The organism is Propionivibrio sp. (assembly GCF_047602565.1).
Lineage (GTDB): Bacteria > Pseudomonadota > Gammaproteobacteria > Burkholderiales > Rhodocyclaceae > Propionivibrio.
The window spans coordinates 3,423,330-3,441,209 of record NZ_JASGGX010000001.1; the positions used below are offsets into that span (position 1 = coordinate 3,423,330).

At 67.2% G+C, this 17,880-nt stretch carries 14 protein-coding genes; 7 read left to right on the plus strand and 7 right to left on the minus strand.

What is annotated here, in order from left to right; translation table 11 throughout:
- The first annotated feature begins 1 nt into the window (after position 1).
- The 7 genes from QM701_RS16265 to QM701_RS16295 all read left to right on the plus strand — a co-directional run bounded on the left by QM701_RS16265 (position 2) and on the right by QM701_RS16295 (position 7,450).
- Positions 2-1,279 carry a TRAP transporter large permease subunit gene (locus tag QM701_RS16265; protein ID WP_415168056.1) on the plus strand — a complete coding sequence of 426 codons (1,278 nt, stop codon included), beginning with the start codon at positions 2-4 and terminating at the stop codon, positions 1,277-1,279.
- 20 nt (positions 1,280-1,299) lie between these two features.
- Positions 1,300-2,295, plus strand: a complete 996-nt coding sequence (locus QM701_RS16270; protein WP_415168057.1) for a TRAP transporter substrate-binding protein — start codon at positions 1,300-1,302, stop codon at positions 2,293-2,295.
- Positions 2,296-2,378: 83 nt separating this feature from the next.
- Complete coding sequence (locus QM701_RS16275) at positions 2,379-3,896, plus strand: gluconokinase (protein ID WP_415168058.1); 1,518 nt, start codon at positions 2,379-2,381, stop codon at positions 3,894-3,896.
- On the plus strand, positions 3,893-4,873 hold the full coding sequence (locus QM701_RS16280) for a phosphoglycerate dehydrogenase (protein ID WP_415168059.1): 981 nt from the start codon (positions 3,893-3,895) through the stop codon (positions 4,871-4,873). The genes QM701_RS16275 and QM701_RS16280 overlap by 4 nt, the downstream gene beginning before the upstream one ends.
- Before the next feature lie 49 nt (positions 4,874-4,922).
- A complete protein-coding gene (locus QM701_RS16285; RefSeq protein WP_415168060.1) occupies positions 4,923-5,864 on the plus strand; it encodes a dihydrodipicolinate synthase family protein in 942 nt (313 codons plus the stop codon).
- A gap of 51 nt (positions 5,865-5,915) precedes the next feature.
- Positions 5,916-6,767: a MurR/RpiR family transcriptional regulator gene (locus QM701_RS16290; protein WP_415168061.1), complete on the plus strand. Its 852-nt coding sequence runs from the start codon at positions 5,916-5,918 to the stop codon at positions 6,765-6,767.
- 56 nt (positions 6,768-6,823) lie between these two features.
- Positions 6,824-7,450, plus strand: coding sequence for an HAD family hydrolase (locus QM701_RS16295; protein WP_415168062.1), 627 nt, complete (start codon positions 6,824-6,826; stop codon positions 7,448-7,450).
- Between the two features lie 22 nt (positions 7,451-7,472).
- Here the strand turns inward: QM701_RS16295 and QM701_RS16300 are convergent, their stop codons facing one another.
- The 7 genes from QM701_RS16300 to QM701_RS16330 form a co-directional block, all read right to left on the minus strand.
- The gene (locus tag QM701_RS16300; RefSeq protein ID WP_415168063.1) at positions 7,473-8,810 is read right to left on the minus strand and encodes a ferric reductase-like transmembrane domain-containing protein; all 1,338 of its coding nucleotides are present in this window, start codon (positions 8,808-8,810) and stop codon (positions 7,473-7,475) included.
- Positions 8,811-8,813: 3 nt separating this feature from the next.
- The gene (locus tag QM701_RS16305) at positions 8,814-10,190 is read right to left on the minus strand and encodes an efflux transporter outer membrane subunit (protein ID WP_415168064.1); all 1,377 of its coding nucleotides are present in this window, start codon (positions 10,188-10,190) and stop codon (positions 8,814-8,816) included.
- The gene (locus tag QM701_RS16310; protein ID WP_415168065.1) at positions 10,190-13,345 is read right to left on the minus strand and encodes an efflux RND transporter permease subunit; all 3,156 of its coding nucleotides are present in this window, start codon (positions 13,343-13,345) and stop codon (positions 10,190-10,192) included. Before QM701_RS16310 ends, QM701_RS16305 begins: the two co-directional genes overlap by 1 nt.
- Before the next feature lie 10 nt (positions 13,346-13,355).
- Positions 13,356-14,588, minus strand: a complete 1,233-nt coding sequence (locus QM701_RS16315) for an efflux RND transporter periplasmic adaptor subunit (RefSeq protein ID WP_415168066.1) — start codon at positions 14,586-14,588, stop codon at positions 13,356-13,358.
- Positions 14,589-14,896: 308 nt separating this feature from the next.
- Complete coding sequence (locus QM701_RS16320; RefSeq protein WP_415168067.1) at positions 14,897-16,255, minus strand: TRAP transporter large permease; 1,359 nt, start codon at positions 16,253-16,255, stop codon at positions 14,897-14,899.
- The gene (locus tag QM701_RS16325) at positions 16,246-16,740 is read right to left on the minus strand and encodes a TRAP transporter small permease (RefSeq protein ID WP_415168068.1); all 495 of its coding nucleotides are present in this window, start codon (positions 16,738-16,740) and stop codon (positions 16,246-16,248) included. The genes QM701_RS16320 and QM701_RS16325 overlap by 10 nt, the downstream gene beginning before the upstream one ends.
- A gap of 85 nt (positions 16,741-16,825) precedes the next feature.
- Positions 16,826-17,800, minus strand: a complete 975-nt coding sequence (locus tag QM701_RS16330; RefSeq protein WP_415168069.1) for a TRAP transporter substrate-binding protein — start codon at positions 17,798-17,800, stop codon at positions 16,826-16,828.
- Positions 17,801-17,880: the final 80 nt, after the last annotated feature.

The window sequence follows — 17,880 nt, forward strand, 5'->3', positions numbered from 1 at the left end:
AATGACAATACTTGTCTTCATCGGGTCCCTGATCGGCGCCATGGCCCTGGGCATGCCCATAGCGTACGCGCTGCTGTCGTGCGGGATCGCCCTGATGTACCACCTCGGCGCGACCGACGCGCAGATACTGGCGCAAAAGCTGATCGACGGGACGGACAACTATCCGCTGATGGCCGTCCCGTTCTTCCTGCTGGCCGGCGAATTCATGAACGTCGGCGGGCTCTCGAAGCGCATCGTCAACGTGGCCATGGCCTTGCTCGGCCACATTCGCGGGGGCCTGGGCTATGTCGTCATCGCCTCGGCGATGCTGCTGGCGAGCCTGTCGGGGTCGGCCATCGCCGATACCGCGGCGCTCTCCGTCCTGCTGCTGCCGCTGATGCGCCAGGGCGGATACGACCTCAAGCGTTCCGTCGGCCTGATCGCCACGGCGGGGATCATCGCGCCGGTCATTCCGCCGTCCATCGGCCTGGTCGTGTTCGGCGTGACCGCTGGCGTGTCGATCACGAAACTGTTCTTCGCCGGCATTGCCCCGGGCTTCATGATGGCGGCGGCGCTCGTCGCGACGTGGTGGTGGCTCGCGCGGCGGGAGGCGTTCGAACTGCCCGAAAAGAAGAGCATGGCGGAGATCGTCAGAGCGATCGTCGATGCGATCTGGGCGTTCTTCTTGCCGGTGATCATTTTCGTCGGTCTGAAAATGGGCGTGTTCACCCCCACCGAAGCCGGCGTCATCGCTGCGGTGTACGCGCTGGTCGTCAGCCTGTGCGTCTATCGGGAAATCTCCGTCGGGCAGGTGTTCGAGGCCTTCCTCGCGGCGGCCAAGACGTCCGCCGTCATCATGATCATCGTGGCGGCGTCGCTGGTCACCGCCTGGCTGATCACCATCGCCAATATCCCGGATCAGATCATCGACATTCTCGAACCGTTCATGGGGAACAAGTTTGCCCTCATGTGCATGGTCATGATCCTGGTATTCGCCGTCGGCACCGCGCTCGACTTCACTCCGACGATCCTGATCCTGACGCCGGTGCTGATGCCGGTGCTCAAGAACGCCGGGATCGACCCTGTGTACTTCGGCATCCTGTTCATCATGAACAACGCCATCGGGCTGATCACGCCGCCCGTGGGGACGGTGCTCAACGTGGTGTGCGGCATCGGCCGGGTGAACATGGACGACGCGATCAAGGGCGTCATGCCGTTCATGCTGGTCGAGCTCCTCGTGATGTTCCTGCTGGTTGCTTTCCCGTCGCTGGTGACGGTTCCCGCTTCATTCTTCCGATAATCGACTTCTTGGAGATGAATATGAAATTGCTCAAGCCGCTGCTCGTTCTCACGGGATTCCTGTTCTGCGCGGCCCACGCCGGCGCCGAAGAACTGAAGGTCAAGTTCGGCTATGGTTCGACGGAGCAGCACCCGCAAGGCGTGGCGGCGAAATTGTTCGCCGACTTGGTCAAGACCAAGTCGAAAGGGCAGATCGTCGTAAACACCTATTCGAGCGGCAAGCTCGGTTCGGACCCGCAGATGCAGTCCTCATTGCAGGGCGGCACGCTGGAAATGATGGTGGGGCCGACCTCGAATCTCGTGGGGCTCGTCCAGGAACTGGGGCTGTTCGATCTGCCTTTCCTGTTTTCCAGCAACAAGGAAGCCGACGCGGTCATGGACGGGGCCACCGGCAAGGCGCTCGCCGAGAAACTCGAACCCCATGGATTGATCGGCCTGGCGTACTGGGAAAACGGCTTCCGCCATGTCACGAACTCGAAACGCCACATCAAACGCCCGGAAGACATTCACGGCCTGAAGATCAGGGTGATGCAGAACCCCGTCTTCAACGACACGTTCAAGGCGCTCGGAGCCAACACGGTGCCGCTCGCCTTCACCGAACTGTATACGGCGCTCGACATGAAGGCGGTGGACGCCCAGGAAAATCCGCTGGGGCTGTTCGAGTCGACCAAATTCTACGAGGTCCAGAAATACATCACGCTGAGCGCGCACGTGTATGCGCCGTTCATCGTCCTGGCGAGCAAGAAATGGTGGGACACGCTGAGCGATGCCAACAGGAAGATCATTCGTGAAGCCGCGCTGGAGTCCGCCGTTGCCCAGCGGAAGCTGGCGCGCGACATGGCGGAGCAGACGGAGAAACGCCTCAAGGAGCTGGGCATGGAAGTGACGGTGATGTCGCCGGAGGAACGCAATCGCATGCGCGAAGCGGTCAAGCCCGTGTTCCAGAAATACGCCCAGACGATCGGCGAAGACCTCGTCAACCAGGCGCTGGCCGACATCAGGAAAGCCAACCCGTAGGAACGAAGAAGTCCGATCGAATTCAGCGCGCTGCAAAGCGATGACACCTGACCACCAGATAGGGAATCACCGGGTAGTTGGCGATGAGTGAAAAATCCAGTCGAGTCCTTGCCGTAGACATCGGCACCTCCTCCGTCCGCGCGATGGTCTACGACGCGGCCGGGACCATCCACGCCCGCGCGCAGATCGCCTATGCGACGGTGCGTCCGGCGCCGTACTTCGAAGAGCAGGACCCGGACCTGGTGCGCGGCGAGGTCTACCGCGCCATCGCGCTCTGCCTAGCGCAGCCGGGCGCCGAGCCGGCGCGGATCGCGGCGATCGGCTTTTCCTCGCAGATGTACGGGGTGATCGCGCTGGATGCGGCGGACCGGCCATTGACGCGCAACATCCTGTGGTCCGACGGACGCGCCGAGGCGCAGGCCGAGGCGGCCAGGCAGGAATTCGGCGCCCGCTGGCTCTATCCGGAAACGGGCTGCCCGATGAATTCGATCTTCCCCTTCGCCAAGCTTGCCTGGCTGCGCGACGAGGCGCCGGAGATCTTTGCCGCGGCCGGGCGTTTCGTGTCGATCAAGGAATACGTAACCTATCCGCTGATCGGAGAATGGGCGGTCGACTACTCGATGGCCTCCGCGACGGGGATGCTGGACATCCGGGAACACCGCTGGAGCGAGAAGGCGACCGGCCATCTCGGCGTCGGCCCGGAACGGCTGTCGGCGCCCGTCTCGGGAATCCATCCTTTCGCCTTGCGGCCCGACTCGCCGCTGGCCGGGCTGGGCCTGCCCGAAAACGTCGCTGTCTTCCTCGGCGGCGGCGACGGCCCGCTCGCCAACCTCGGCGCGGGCGCCGCGGCGCCGGGAACGATCAACATCGACCTCGGCACCTCGGGCGCCGCCCGCTGCCTGATGCCGGCGCCCACCGTCGACGACGGCGCCAGCCTGTGGTGCTTCTGCCTGACGGACGCGCTGTGGGCGTCGGGCGGCATCGTCACCAACGTCGGCAATGCCTACCAATGGTTCGCAGCGAAAGTGCTCGGCGCGGCGGGGCTTGCGGAGAGCGACGCCTACGGAGTGATGGACCGAGCCGCCGCGGCGGTCGGGCCGGGTTCTGACGGCCTGTATTTCCTGCCCTACCTGCGCAAGGCGCGGTCCCCGTACTGGGACGGCCGGCTGAAGGGCACGATGTACGGGCTGACCGCCGGGCACACCGCCGGCCACATGGCGCGCGCTCTGCTGGAGGCGATCGCCTTCGACCTGCGCACGATCGCCGGCATCCTGCAACGGAACGTGGCGCTGGCCTCGCACGTCGTGCTGACCGGCGGGCTGGCGCGCTCGCCGATCGTGCCGCAGCTCCTGGCGGACGTGCTGGACCGGGAAGTGCGCGTCCCCGCCGACGGCGAGGGCTCGATCGCCGGCGCGGCGATCCTCGCGCTGCGCGGACTCGGCGCCATCGACGAACTGGCCTTTGCCGGCGGCCCCCGCGCCAGCGCGTCCTTCGCGCCGGACCCCGAAAACTCAAGACGCTATGCGCGGATTCACCAGGGCTACGCCCGGCTGGTCGAGGCACTGCGCGAAATCGACCTGCAGGAAAGGAACCCGTCGTGAGAGTCCTCGTCACCTCCAAGTCGTTCGGGCACGCAGCCCCGGAGGCGCTGGACCTGCTGGCGGCCAACGGCATCGAAGTCGTGCGCGGTTCCCGGCCGTCGCTGAGCGCCGCCGAGATCGCCGCCGAAATCCCCGGCTTCGACGCGCTCGTCGTCGGCAACGATCCGGTGGACGCCGGCGTGCTGGCGGCCGGCGACCGCCTGCGCCTGGTGCACATGCACGGCACCGGGCTCGACGCGATCGACATTCCCGCGGCCACGGCGCGCGGCGTGCTGGTGGCCAACGCGCCGGGCGCCAACCGCAACGCGGTCGCCGAACTGACCGTGGCGCTGATGCTGGTGGCGGCGCGCTCGATCGACCGGCACATCGACATCCTCAGGTCCGGCCGCTGGGAGCGGACGCCAGGCCATGAAATCTCGGGAAAAACCGTCGGCATCCTCGGACTCGGCCAGATCGGCCGGCGCATCGTCGAACTGCTGTCCGGCTTCGGCGTGCGCACCGTGGCGTTCGACGTCGCGCCGGACCGCGACTGGGCGGCGCGCAATGGAGTGACGCTGGCCGCCGGCGCCGACGAGGTCTGCGCGGAAGCCGATTTCGTGGTCCTCGCGCTGTCGCTCAACGCCCAGACCCGCAGCTTCATCGGCGCGCGCCGGCTGGGCCTGATGAAGCGCGGCAGCTATCTCATCAACACGGCGCGCGGCGGCCTGGTGGACGAGGCGGCGCTGTGCGCCGCGCTGCGCGACAAGGCCATCGCCGGAGCGGCCATCGACGTGTTCGATCCCGAACCGCTGCCGCCGGATTCTCCGCTCCGGCATTCGGGCGCGACGCTGACGCCGCATCTCGCGGCCACTTCGGTCGAATCCGCCGGCAACGTCTCCAGGATCGTGGCCCGCAACGTCGTCGACGTGCTCCTGCACGGCCGCGCGGCATGCGCCGTGAATCCGCAGGCCCTGGCGCGGCGCCTGGAAGAAACATGATCTAGCCAGATCACCCCTCCCCACAACTCAACTTCTGAAAGGATGAATCATGACGATCCGGGGTTCGCTCGTCCCTAACATCACCATTTTCGACGCCTCCGGGCGGATCGATGCCGCGAAGACGCGCTGGCACATGGACTGGATCTTCGCCAAGGGCGTCGACGGCCTGTTCCTCACCGGCTCCTACGGCGCCGGGCCGCTGATGACCACCGCGGAGCGCATCGCCGTCTTCGAACTGGCGCGCCAATCGGCTGACGGCTTCCAGGGCAAGGTGCTGCTGCCGCACGTCGGCTGCATCGACACCGCCAACGCGGTCGAGCTGGCCAGGGCCGCCGAACGGATCGGCGTCGACGCGGTCGGCGCCGTGCCGCCGTTCTACTACAAGCACACCGACGAAGCGGTGGTCGAGTACTACAAGGCGATCATCGACGCGGTGAAGCTGCCGGTCTACGCCTACAACAACCCCGAGACCTCGCGCTACACCTTCAACCTCAAGACCATCAGGACGCTGCAGGACCACGGCCTGGCGGGCATGAAGGACAGCCCGCTGGCCATCGGCCTGATCTCGCAGGTGGCCTACGGCGCGCAGCAGGCGGGCAAGGACTTCCAGCTGATCATCGGTACCTCGACCGGCTGGCTGCCGCTGGTGCACATGGGCGTGCAGGCCGCCATCGCCGGCATCAACAACTGGGCGCCGGAAATCATGACCGAGCTGGTGCGCGCCACCTTCGCCGGCGAGTGGGAGCGCGCGCGCCAGGCCTACCTGGTGATGATGGACCTCTCCGCCAAGCTGCACTTCACCGATTCGACGATCGCCTCGCACATGGCCCTCTACGCCCGCGGCTTCGATGCCGGCTTCCCGCGCCAGCCGATGATCCTGCCCGGCTTCGACCACCCGAAGTACCGCGAGCTGCGCGGCATCCTGGAGAAGGACTTCGCCGAGCTGGGCCTGCCGTTCGAGACCGGCTCCTTCAAGCTGCCGGGCCAGTGATCCGCCGCCGGCGCGGAGCCCGGCTGGTGGCTCCGCGCCGGATCGGGGATAATGGCGGCCATGGTCGATGAAGTGAATTTCATATCGCAGAAGTACCCGGACCTTCGCAAGTCGGAGATGAAGGTCGCCGACTACGTCCTCAAGAAGGCCGAGGACGTCATCCACTTCTCGGTGAGCCAGCTGGCCGAACAGGCGCGCGTCAGCGATCCGACCGTGATCCGCTTCTGCCGCGCGCTGGGCTTCAAGGGCTTCCAGGACTTCAAGATCCATCTGGCGCGCAACGTCATCCCGCCCGTGCGCACCATCCATGAGTCGATGAACGAGCGGGAGGAAGCCCCGGAGCTGGTGCGCAAGGTCTTCGCCGCCAACCAGGAGGCGATCCAGAGCACGCTGGGGACCCTCGATTTCGCGGTCGTCCAGAACGCCATCGAGGACCTGCGCCGCGCCGAGAAGATCATTTTCCACGGGCTGGCCGGCTCGGCCGCGGTGGCCATGGACGCGCACCACAAGTTCTTCCGCATCGGCATCCCGTGCGAGTGGTACAGCGATCCGCACATGGCCATCATGGCCGCGGCGATGATGAAGCCGGGCCAGGTCTTCGTGGCCATTTCGCATTCCGGCTCGACCCACGACGTCATCGAATCGGTCCAGGCGGCCAAGGGCGCCGGGGCGACGACGATCGGCATCGTCAGCTACGGGAAATCGCCGCTGTCCAAGGTGGTCAAGCACACCCTGCTGGTCGGCTCGTCGGAGACCGGCTTCCGCTTCGAGCCGATGGCCTCGCGCATCGCCCAGCTGTGCGTGATCGACGTGCTTTCCGTCGGCGTCTCCCTGCTGCGCAGCGACGAGGTGCTGTCGAACCTGACCAAATCCCGCGACGCGATCGCCAACAAGCGCTACTAGGCGCCGCGGCTCCCCCGTTTTCTCCTGAATTCCCCATGCACAAAGATATCCGAGCCGTGATTTTCGACAGCGACGGCACGCTGGTCGACAGCGAAGTGCCCGCCATGGACGTGCTGTACGAAATGGCCCGCGCCGCCGGCGTCGACATGACCCGCGCCGAAGCGCACGCGCGCTTCCGCGGCGCCCGCATGTCCGAGATCGCCGCGTGGATCGGCGCGCGGGTCGCGGACAAGCCGGCGGATTTCGAAACCGAATTCACCCGCCGCTACCGCGCCACCTGCACGCGGCACTTCCGCGAAAACCTGCGCGAGATTCCCGGCGCGTTCGGCTTGCTCAGCCGGCTGCACATCCCGTTCGCGGTGGCCACCAACGGGCCGCGCGAGAAGGTGCTGCTCACCCTGGAGGTGACCGGCCTGCTGCCGCTGGTCGGCGACCGCATCTTCAGCGCCTACGACGACGGCCTGTTCAAGCCCGACCCCGGCCTGTTCCTGACCGCGGCCAGGGCCCTGGGCTGCGAGCCGCGCCATTGCGCGGTGGTGGAGGACAGCCTGCCGGGGCTCACCGCCGGCGTCGCCGCCGGCATGCACGTGTTCTCGCTGCATGCGCTGGACGGGCTGCCCGAGCACATCGCCGAGCGGGTGTGCTTCATCGCCTCGCTGGCGGACCTCGAAGCCCACCTTTGACGCCGCCGCCGGCAACGCCCGGCTAGCGCATCTCGAACAGTTCGCGGTGGAAATTCGCCGCCGGGAAGCGATGCGCGAGGAAATCCTCGCGCAGTGAGCGGGCGAAGCCCGCCGGGCCGCAGAACCAGATGCTCGCCGCCGCCCAGTCGGGAACCAGGTAGCGGATGCGCTTGCCTTCCAGGCGGCCGTCCTTGCGGCTGTCGATCAGGTGCAGGCGGATACCGGCGGCCCGCGCATCCGTTTGCAGGCGTTCGATGGCGGCCGGGTCCAGCGTGGCGGTCGAATGGAACAGATCGACGGGCCGCCCGTCCGGCGCGGCGGCGAGCTGTTGCATGCGGGCGATGAACGGCGTGATGCCGATGCCCGCGCCGATCCAGATCTGCCGCGGCTGCCGGTCGGCGAAATCGAAGCAGCCGTAGGGGCCTTCCACAGTTACCGGCATCCCGGGTTCGAGTTCCGCCGCCAGGCGCCCGGTGTGGTCGCCGAGGGCCTTGGTGACGAAGGCGATGCGCCGCTCGCCGGGGTTCCAGGCCGAGGCGATGGTGTAGGGATGCGCCTCGGCCGCGTGGGCGAAGGTGACGAAGGCGAACTGCCCGGCGGCGTGGCCGGGCCAGCCGTCCGCCAGGACGACGGCGGTTTCCAGCGCCCGCGCGTCCGGGTAGGCGCGCAGCGCCTCGACCGTGCCGCGCACCTTGCGGCGGGCGCCGATCTTCCCGAGCAGCGTCAGCACGGCGGCATAGCTGCCGCCGGCGAGCAGCAGCGCCACGGCCCAGCCCACCGGCTGGCGCCAGTAGTCGAACTTGACCAGCACGAGGGCGTGATAGACCAGCGCCAGGTAGGCGGCGGCCAGCCATTTGTGCGTCTTCTGGAAGAGGCGGTAGGGGAAGCGCTTGACCAGGGCCAGCACCATCAGCAGCAGCGCGAGGTAGAACGCCCATTCGCCGACGGCTTCGGCGAAGCCGCGCTGGCCGCGCAGCCAGCCTTCGAGCGGCCCGAGGTCGGCGAGGTCGGGCCGCGGCCCGCGCGGGGAGCGGGTCAGCCAGCCCCATTGCGTCATCCACTTGGTGCCCTGGCCCCACCACCAGTGCAGCAGCGAGACGGCGAGCGCGCCGACGCCCAGCCATTTGTGCAGGCGGTAGGCCTTGTCCAGCCCGCCCAGGTGCGGCTCCAGCCACTTCGGGCGCAAGGCCAGCATCATCGCGGCGCTCATCAGCCCGATGCCGATGATGCCGCTGTACTGCATGAAAACCGTGCGGAAGGCGCGGTAGGTGAACGGTTCGGGCAGGAACGTGTCGGCCAGCAGCCACAATGCGGTCAAGGCGGCCAGGAAGAGCGCGAGCGAGAGTTTTATGCGTTTCATGGGCTATTCGCCTCCCAGGGTCTTGAACAGGGTCATGCGATTGCTCTGCTCGGTGAGCTGCAGGGCGATCAGGCTTTTCTGCGCCGAGTACAGCGAGCGCTGCGAGTCGAGCACGCTCAGGTAGCTGTCGGCGCCGGAGCGGTAGCGCTCGGTGGACAGGCGCAGGCTCGTCGCGTAGGCGTCGACCTCGGCCTGCTGCGCGTCCATGCGCTCCTTCAGCGTGCGGCGCTCGGCGAGCGCGTCGGCGACCTCGCTGAAGGCGGTCTGCACCGTCTTCTCGTAGGTGGCGAGCTGGATGTCGCGGGACGTCTCGGCGACCGACAGCGAGGCGCTTAGCCTGCCGGCGTCGAAGATCGGCAGGCTAAGCGCGGGGGCGAAGGCCCACGCCCGGGTCGCAGCGTCGAACAGGCCGCTCAGGCTGGAACTGGCCGTGCCGAGGCTGCCGGTCAGGGTGATCGTCGGGAAGAAGGCGGCGCGCGCGGCGCCGATGTCGGCATAGGCGCCGATCAGCGCGTGCTCCGCCGAGACGATGTCGGGGCGGCGCAGCAGCACGGTGGAGGAGAGCCCGGCGGGAACCTCCACCAGCGCCAGCGCGCCCGCGCCGAGGCCGTTCCGCGGCGCGGGCAGGCAATCGTCCGGCACGGCCGCGCCGGCCAGCAGGTTCAGGGCGTTGCGCGACTGGTCGACCAGGCTCAGGTAGTTCGCCACGTCGCCGCGCGCCGCTTCGGTGGACGACCGCGCCTGCGCCACGGACAGCTGCGAGGTACCGCCGAGCGCCTGCTGCCGGCGCGTCAGTTCCAGCGTGGTGGTCCGGCTGGCGAGCGTTTCCCGCGCGAGCTTGAGCAGATCCTGGTTGGCGGCCAGCGTCAGCCAGGCGTTCGCCACTTCGGCGATGAGGCTGGCGCGCACGCTGCGCTGCGTGGCCGCAGTGGACAGGTAGCTTTGCAGCGCGGCTTCCCTGAGGTTGGCGATCCGGCCAAAGAGATCGAGTTCGTAGGCCGTGACGCCGACGCCGACGCTGTACTTGCGGGTGACCGTCCCCTCGCTGCGAGACGAATTGCCGTCGGCCGTGGCGTCGACGGCCGGGAAGCGCGCGGCGCTCTCGATCCGGTACTGCGCGCGCGCCTTCTCGATGTTCAGCACGGCGATGCGCAGGTCGCGGTTGTTGGCCAGCGCCAGTTCCACCGTGTTTTTCAGGCGCTCGTCGGTGATCACCTGCCGCCATTCGAGGTCGCCGAGCGTTGGCGCGGCCGCCGCGCCGGCGCCGTTGACGGTCGCCGGGACGGGGAGTTGCGGCCGGGCGTAGTCGGGGGCAAGGTTCGCGCAGCCGGCGAGCAGGGCCGCGCAGAATAGGGAAGAAAAGAAGGACGCGGCGCGCATCAGGCTTCTCCCCGGACGTCGGCGGCGGGCGTCGCGCCCGCTCCGGCAGCGCGGCGGCGCTCGAAGAAGCGGCAGATCAGGACGAAGAACAGCGGCACGAAGACCAGTTCCAGCACCGTCGCGCTGGCCATGCCGCCGAGCACGCCGGTGCCGATGGCGCGCCGGCTGGCCGAGCCGGCGCCGCTGCTGAAGGCCAGCGGCAGCACGCCGAACATGAAGGCCAGCGAGGTCATCAGGATCGGGCGCAGGCGCAGGTGCGCCGCTTCGAGCGTCGCCTCGACGAGCGTCCTGCCCTGTTCCCGCAGCGCCTTGGCGAACTCGACGATGAGGATCGCGTTCTTCGCCGACAGGCCGACGGTGGTGAGCAGGCCGATCTGGAAGTACACGTCGTTCTCCAGCCCGGCCAGCCCGGTCGCCAGCACCGCGCCGACGACGCCGAGCGGCACCACGAGCAGCACCGAGAAGGGAATCGTCCAGCTTTCGTACAGCGCCGCCAGGCACAGGAAGACGAAAAGGATCGACAGCGCATAGAGCGCCGGCGCCTGCGAGCCCGCCAGGCGCTCCTGGTACGACTGCCCGGCCCATTCGTAGCCGATCCCCGCGGGCAGCTGCGCGATGATCTCCTCGACGGCCGCCATCGCGTCGCCCGAACTGACGCCTTCGGCCGGCGAGCCGACGATCTCGTACGAGGACATGCCGCTGTAGCGTTCGAGCCGCGGCGAGCCGAAGGTCCAGTCCGTCCTGGCGAAGGTGGCGAGGGACACCATCTCGCCGTCGCCGTTGCGCACGTACCAGCGCCCGATGTCCTCGGGCTTCATGCGGAAGTCGGTGTCGCCCTGCACATACACCTTCTTGACCCGCGACTTGTCGATGAAGTCGTTGACGTAGGTTCCGCCCAGCGCCGTCGACAGCGTGCTGTTGATGTCGCTGGTCGACAACTGCATCGCCGAGGCCTTGCGGTCGTCGATCTTGACCGAGAACTCGGCCACGTCGTCCAGGCCGCTGGCGCGTACCTGGGAAAGCCGCTTGTCCTGGCGCGCCAGCCGCAGGAATTCGTCGCGCGCCTTGACCAGCGCCGCGTGGCCGTTGCCCGCGAAATCCTGCAGCTCGACCGTGAAGCCGGCGCTCGAACCGAGCCCGCGGATGGCCGTGGGCAGATACACGAAGATGCGCGCGTCGCGGATGCTGCCCAGGTCGGCGGTCATCCGCCGGGCCAGCGACGCCGCGTCCTGCCCCTTGCCCTTGCGCTCGCTCCAGTCCTTGAGATTGATGAACGAGCTGGCCGACGCCTGGTCGCCGCTGATGCCGATGATCGCCGTGTGGTTGGCGACGTCCGGGTGTTTCGCCAGGTAGGCCTCGAACTCGCGCAGCACGGCGTCGGTGCGGGCGTAGGAGGCGCCCGGCGGCATCTGGATCAGCGCCATCAGGCGCCCCTGGTCCTCGTCGGGCAGGAAGGAGGTCGGCAGCCGCGCGAACGACACCCCGAGCACGCCGAGGATCAGCGCGTAGATGAGCATGAACCGCCTGCCGCGCCGCAGGACGCCGCCGACGCCGTCCCGGTAGCGCACGCTGCCGCTGGCGAAGGCGCGGTTGAAGGCGGCGAAGAAGCGGCCCAGCGGGCCGCGCGGCGCGCCGTCCTGGTGATGATCGACGTCGGCGAGGCGGAGCAGGGACGCGCAGAGCGCCGGGCTGAGCGTCATCGCCACGAGCACCGAGAGGAGCATCGAGGAGACGACGGTGATCGAGAACTGCCGGTAGATGACGCCCGTCGAGCCGCCGAAGAAGGCCATCGGGATGAACACCGCCGACAGCACCAGCGCGATGCCGACCAGCGCGCCGGTGATCTCCCGCATCGATTCGCGCGTCGCCTCGCGCGCCGGCAGGCCGCGTTCGGTCATCAGCCGCTCGACGTTCTCGACGACCACGATGGCGTCGTCGACCAGCAGGCCGATGGCCAGCACCATGCCGAACATGGTCAGCGTGTTGATCGAATAGCCGAACGCCGCCAGCACGCCGAAGGTGCCGAGCAGCACCACCGGCACGGTGATCGCGGGAATCAGCGTGGCGCGCAGGTTCTGCATGAACAGGTACATGATGCCGACGACCAGCGCCACCGCTTCGAGCAGGGTGATGACCACTTCCTCGATCGAGATCTTGACGAACGGGGTCGTGTCGTACGCGATCTCCGCGCGCATCTGGTCGGGGAAGTAGGGCGCCAGCGCGGCGATCCTGGCCCGCACCTTCTCGGCCACTTCGAGTGCGTTGGCGCCCGGCGCGAGCTTGACGCCCATGCCGGTCATCGGCTTGCCGTCGAAGCGGCCCTGGATCGTGTAGCTGTCGCTGCCGAGCTCGACGCGCGCGACGTCGGCCAGGCGCACCACGGTGCCGTCGCTGGCCGACTTGACTACCACGTCGTTGAACTCCGCCACCGTCTGCAGGCGGCTGCGCGCGGAGATCGTCGCGTTGATCAGCTGCCCCGGCGCGGCGGGCAGCGCGCCGAGCTGGCCGGCGGAGACCTGCGTGTTCTGCGCCGTCAGCGCGGCGGTGATGTCGGAAGGCATCAGCGCATACTTTTCCAGCTTGCCCGGGTCGAGCCAGATGCGCATCGCGTAGCCGGCGCCGAGCGTCTGCACCTCGCCGACGCCATCGATGCGGCTGATCACGTTGACCAAGTTCGACACCACGTAGTCGCCGATGTTGACGGCCGTGACCGACGGGTTGTCCGACACCAGGGTGACGATCAGCAGGAAGTCGGTGCCCGACTTGGTCACCGTCACCCCCTGGTTCTGCACCGACTGCGGCAGCCGGGACATGGCCTGCTGCACCTTGTTCTGCACCTGCATCAGCGCCACGTCCGAATTGGCGCCGGCGGTGAACGCCAGCGTCACGCGCGCAGTGCCGTTCGAGGCGCTGGTCGAGGACATCGACTGCAGGCGGTCGAGCCCCTTCATGTTCTGCTCGATGACCTGCGTCACCGAATCCTCGACGGTCTTGGCCGAGGCGCCGGTATAGGTGGCGGAGACGGAAATCTGGGGCGGCGCGATGTCGGGGTACTGCTCCAGCGCCAGCCGGTGGATCGACAGCGCGCCGCCGAGCATGATCACGATGGCGATGACCCAGGCGAAGATCGGTCGGTCGATGAAGAAACGGGCCACGGCGCTCTCCTCAGTCCGCCGCCGCGGCGTTTTTCGCCGGCGTGCCGCGCGTGGCCTGACCGGCGGCGGCCCGCGGATCGACGGCCACCGCCTGCACGGTCTGGCCCGGCGTGACCTTGGTCGACCCTTCGACGATCACCTTCTCGCCGGCGGCGAGCCCGCCCGTCACGCGCCAGTTCTGCCCGACGACTTCGGCGACCGTCACGTTCCGTTTTTCCACCTTGCCGTCGGCCAGGACCACCAGCGCCGTCGGGCGGCCCGCGTTGTCGCGCCCGATGCCCTGCTGCGGGACGAGCAGCGCGGCGGGATCGGTGCCCTTCTCCAGCCGCGCGCGCACGTACATGCCCGGCAGCAGGAGCCGCTCGGGGTTGGGCACCAGCGCGCGCAGCGTCACCGCGCCGGTGCCCGTGTTGACCGTGACGCCGCTGAACTGCAGCTTGCCCTCGTGCGGGTAGACGCTGTCGTCCTCGAGGATGAGCCGGATGCGCGCGGCATTGTCCGCGTCGCTCTGCAGCGTGCCTGCGGCCAGCGCCTTGCGCAGCTGCAGCACCTCGGCGCTCGACTGCGGGATGTCGACGTAGATCGGATCGAGCTGCTGCACGGTGGTCAGCGCGGTTTCCTGGTTGGCGGTGACGAGCGCCCCCGGCGTGACCGAGGACGCCTCGATGCGCCCGCCGATCGGCGAGGTGATGCGCGTGCGCTCCAGGTCGATGCTCGCCGTCGCCAGCGCCGCCCTGGCCGACGCGAGGTCGGCTTCGGCCTGCTGCAGGCTGGCCTGGGCGTCTTCCTCGTCCTGCTTGCTGATCGCCTCGATCGCCAGCAGTTCGGCCTGGCGCCGCGCCTTCAGCCGCGCGGCGTTCAGCGTGGCCTCGGCGCGCGCCACGCTGGCCTTGGCGCTGGCGTGGGCGGCCCGGTAGCTCGCCGGATCGATCTGGTAGAGGAGCTCGCCGGCCTTGACCAGGGCGCCTTCGGTAAAGGCGCGCTGCTGGATGATGCCGCCGACCTGCGGCCGGATCTGCGCCACCATGTACGCGCTGGTGCGTCCGGAGAGTTCGGTGCTGAGGGCCAGGGGCTGCGTCGCCAGCGTGACCACGCCGACCTCGGGGGGCTTGGCCGCGTCGTTGACCGCCGAGCGGCTTTCGTCGCATCCGGCAAGGACGCTGGCGCCGAGGGCGAGGCTCAGCGTGGCGATCCGCGCGAGGGGGAGAATGCTGAGTGATGATGTTCCGACGGCAGGCGTCAACGTGCGCTCCTTGCTGGGGTGAGCCGGGAGAGGACGGGCCGCAGGGAACGAAAACGTTCAAACCGCATGCGGCGCGTGAACCCCTCACGGCGCTCGATCTTCGAATCGGCGGAAAGCCGGGGCATTCCACGGAATGGCAGCCGCCATGCGCTGCGCTGGCGTCCGGTGGGGGTATTGTCCGCAGAAGATGATGCAGAGAGATTTCACGCGGGGCGGAACCGATTACAAACCATTTCAAGCCGGCCGCCGGAGCGCGCAAAAAAAACGGGGCCCGAAGGCCCCGTTGGAGAGGGGAAAGGTGAAACGAATCAGTACACTGGTGCGCCCTTGATGAGTGTGGGAATCCAGAGGGAGAACCAGGGGACGTAGGTGACGACGGCCATGACGGCGAAGAGGGCGCCGTAGAAGGGGAGGATGCTCTTCATGACCTGCTCGACGGAGACTTCGCCGATGGCGCACCCCACGAACTGGGTGGTGCCGACCGGCGGGGTGTTGAGGCCCAGGGCGCAGTTGAGCAGCATGACCATGCCGAACTGCACCGGCCCCATGCCCATCTGCAGGGCGAGCGGCAGGAACAGCGGGGTGCAGATCAGGATGGTCGAGGCCATGTCCATGAAGGTGCCGAGCAGGAACAGGATCATGTTGATCAGGAAGAACATCACGTACGGATTGGTGGTCGCCGAGAGCAGCGCGTTGGCGGTCTTGTCCGGGATCTCCAGGATGGCCATGATGTACTGGAACATGGTCGACACGCCGATCAGCAGGAGCACCACGCCGGTGGTCTTGGCCGCCTTGGCGGCGGCCTTCATCAGCTTGGCCCAGTTCATGGTGCGGTAGCCGACGAAGGTGAGAAACAGCGAATAGGTGACGGCGATGCCGGCGGCCTCGGTGGCGGTGGTCACCCCCATGATGATGCAGGTCAGGATGATGATGACCACGAACATGCCGGGGATGGCGGCGATGAAGGAGGTGAGCACGGCGTGCCAGCCGGCGAACGGATCGAGCCGGTCGGAGCCGTCGGGACGGCGCGGATAGCCTTCCTTCTTGGCCACCCAGTAGGCGGCGATCAGCATGCAGACCATCAGCACGACGACCGGCAGCAGGCCGGCGAACATCAGCTCGCCGATCGAGGCGCCCTTGACCATCACGTTCGGGCCGGCCAGCATGCCGGCCGTGCTCGACGCGGCGAAGGCGTAGATGATCATGTTGTGCGAGGTCGGCATCAGCGCGCCGCAGAGCGCGGCGTGGGTGGTGACGTTGACCGCGTAGTCGGCGCTGTAGCCCTCCTTCTTCATCATCGGGATCATCACCCCGCCCATGGCCGAGACGTCGGCCACCGGGGAGCCGGAGACGCCGCCGAACAGGGTGCAGGCGACCACGTTGGCCATGCCCAGGCCGCCGCGCCAGTGGCCGACCACGTTGCGGGCGAAATTGACGATCTTGTCGGCGATGCCGCCGTGCAGCATCAGTTCGCCGGAAAAGACGAAGAAGGGAATGGCCAGGAAGGAGAAGACGTTCATCCCGGAGATCATGTTCTGGAAGGCCAGTTCCAGGGGGAAGCCCTCGACCCAGTAGGTGGCCAGACAGCTCAGGGCGATCGAGAAGGCGACCGGCACTCCGAGCAGGAGGAAAATCGTGAAGCTGATGCAGAGTACGGTCAGTGCCATGATGGGACCACTTCCTTGTCAGAGAACATAGCGATCATGTGCTCGACGGAGAACATGATGATCAGGACGCCCGAGACGACGCAGGGGATGTAGCGCCAGGCCTCGGAGATGCCGAGGGTGGGGATGGCGTTGGACCACACCGAGTGGGCCATCATGGAGCAGCCCCAGACCAGGGCGACGCCGAAGGTGATCGAGAAGAGGCCGACGACGTTGCCGATCCAGAACTGGAAGTTCTTGGGCAGCAGGCCGACCAGGGACTCCATGCCGATGTGGCCTTCGTCGCGCACACCGGCGGCGGCGCCGAACATGGCGACGTTGATCACCAGCAGCAGCGCCACCTGCTCCGACCAGGCCGGCGCGTCGTTCAGAATGTACCGCCAGATCACCGACCCGACGACCACCGCCACGATCCCGAGCAGGCCCGCAACGGCAATGTACAGCGCCCAGCGCGACAGCCGGGCATTGAGGTTCGTGAACCAATCCATTGCTTTTTTCCAGAAAAACGGCCCGAAGGCGCTGAAAGATCTTGAGCGGCTTCGGGCCTGAGGTGAAGTGCGCCGAACGGGCGTACTACTTGGTGTTGACGATGTCCTGCACCAGCTTCTTCAGTTCGGGCGTGGTGGCGAACTTGTCCCAGACCGGCTTGACCGCGGTGACGAACTCGGCGCGGTTGACGTTCGTGATGTACTTCGCGCCAGCCTTGATCGTCAGGTCCTTGGACGCCTGTTCCTTCTTGGCCCACAGGTCGACGTAGTACGGGATGGCTTCCTTGACCGAGTCACGGATGATCTTCTGCTCTTCCTTGGTCAGCGTGTCCCAGGTCTTCTTCGAGAAGACCAGCACCTCGGGCAGCATCACGTGCTCGGTTTCGCTGAAGATCGGCGCCGCTTCGTAGTGCTTGGAGGTTTCATACGACGGATAGTTGTTTTCCGCCGCGTTGACCAGGCCGGTCTTCAGCGCGGTGTAGACCTCGGCGTAGGGAATCGGCGTCGGGTTGGCGCCGATGGCCTGCACCAGGCTGATCATCAGGTCGGACGGCTGCACGCGGATCTTCATGCCCTTGACGTCGGCCAGGGTGCGGATTTCCTTCTTCGAGTAGATCGACCGCGAACCGGATTCCAGCAGGGCCAGGCCGATGAAGCCTTCCTTCTCGAAGGCGGCCAGGATCTGGTCGCCTTGCGGGCCGTACATGGTCTTACGGAAATGCTCGAGGTTGCGGAAGATGAACGGGAAGGCCGGCACCAGCGATTCGGGGATGACGCCGTGGAAGGTCGCGGTGCTCACGCGCACCATGTCGATGGCGCCGATCTTGACCTGCTGCATGGTGTCCGTCTCGGAACCGAGCGAGCTGTTGCCGAAGACCTTGATGTTGTATTTGCCGCTGGTCTTCTGATTGACGATGTCGCCGACCTTCTTGACGAACATCACCGTCGGGTAGTCGAGCGGGTGCACGTCGGCCGAACGGAAATCGCGCGCCTGGGCGCCGCCGGTGACGAAAACGGAAGCGAGTACTGCGCCGAGAATGGTCTTCAACTTGATCTGCATGGTTTCCTCCTTGAAAAACACGTTAAAGATATTTTTATTACTCTTACCGGGCGAAGGGTAGGCCCACGCCAAGCTAACTG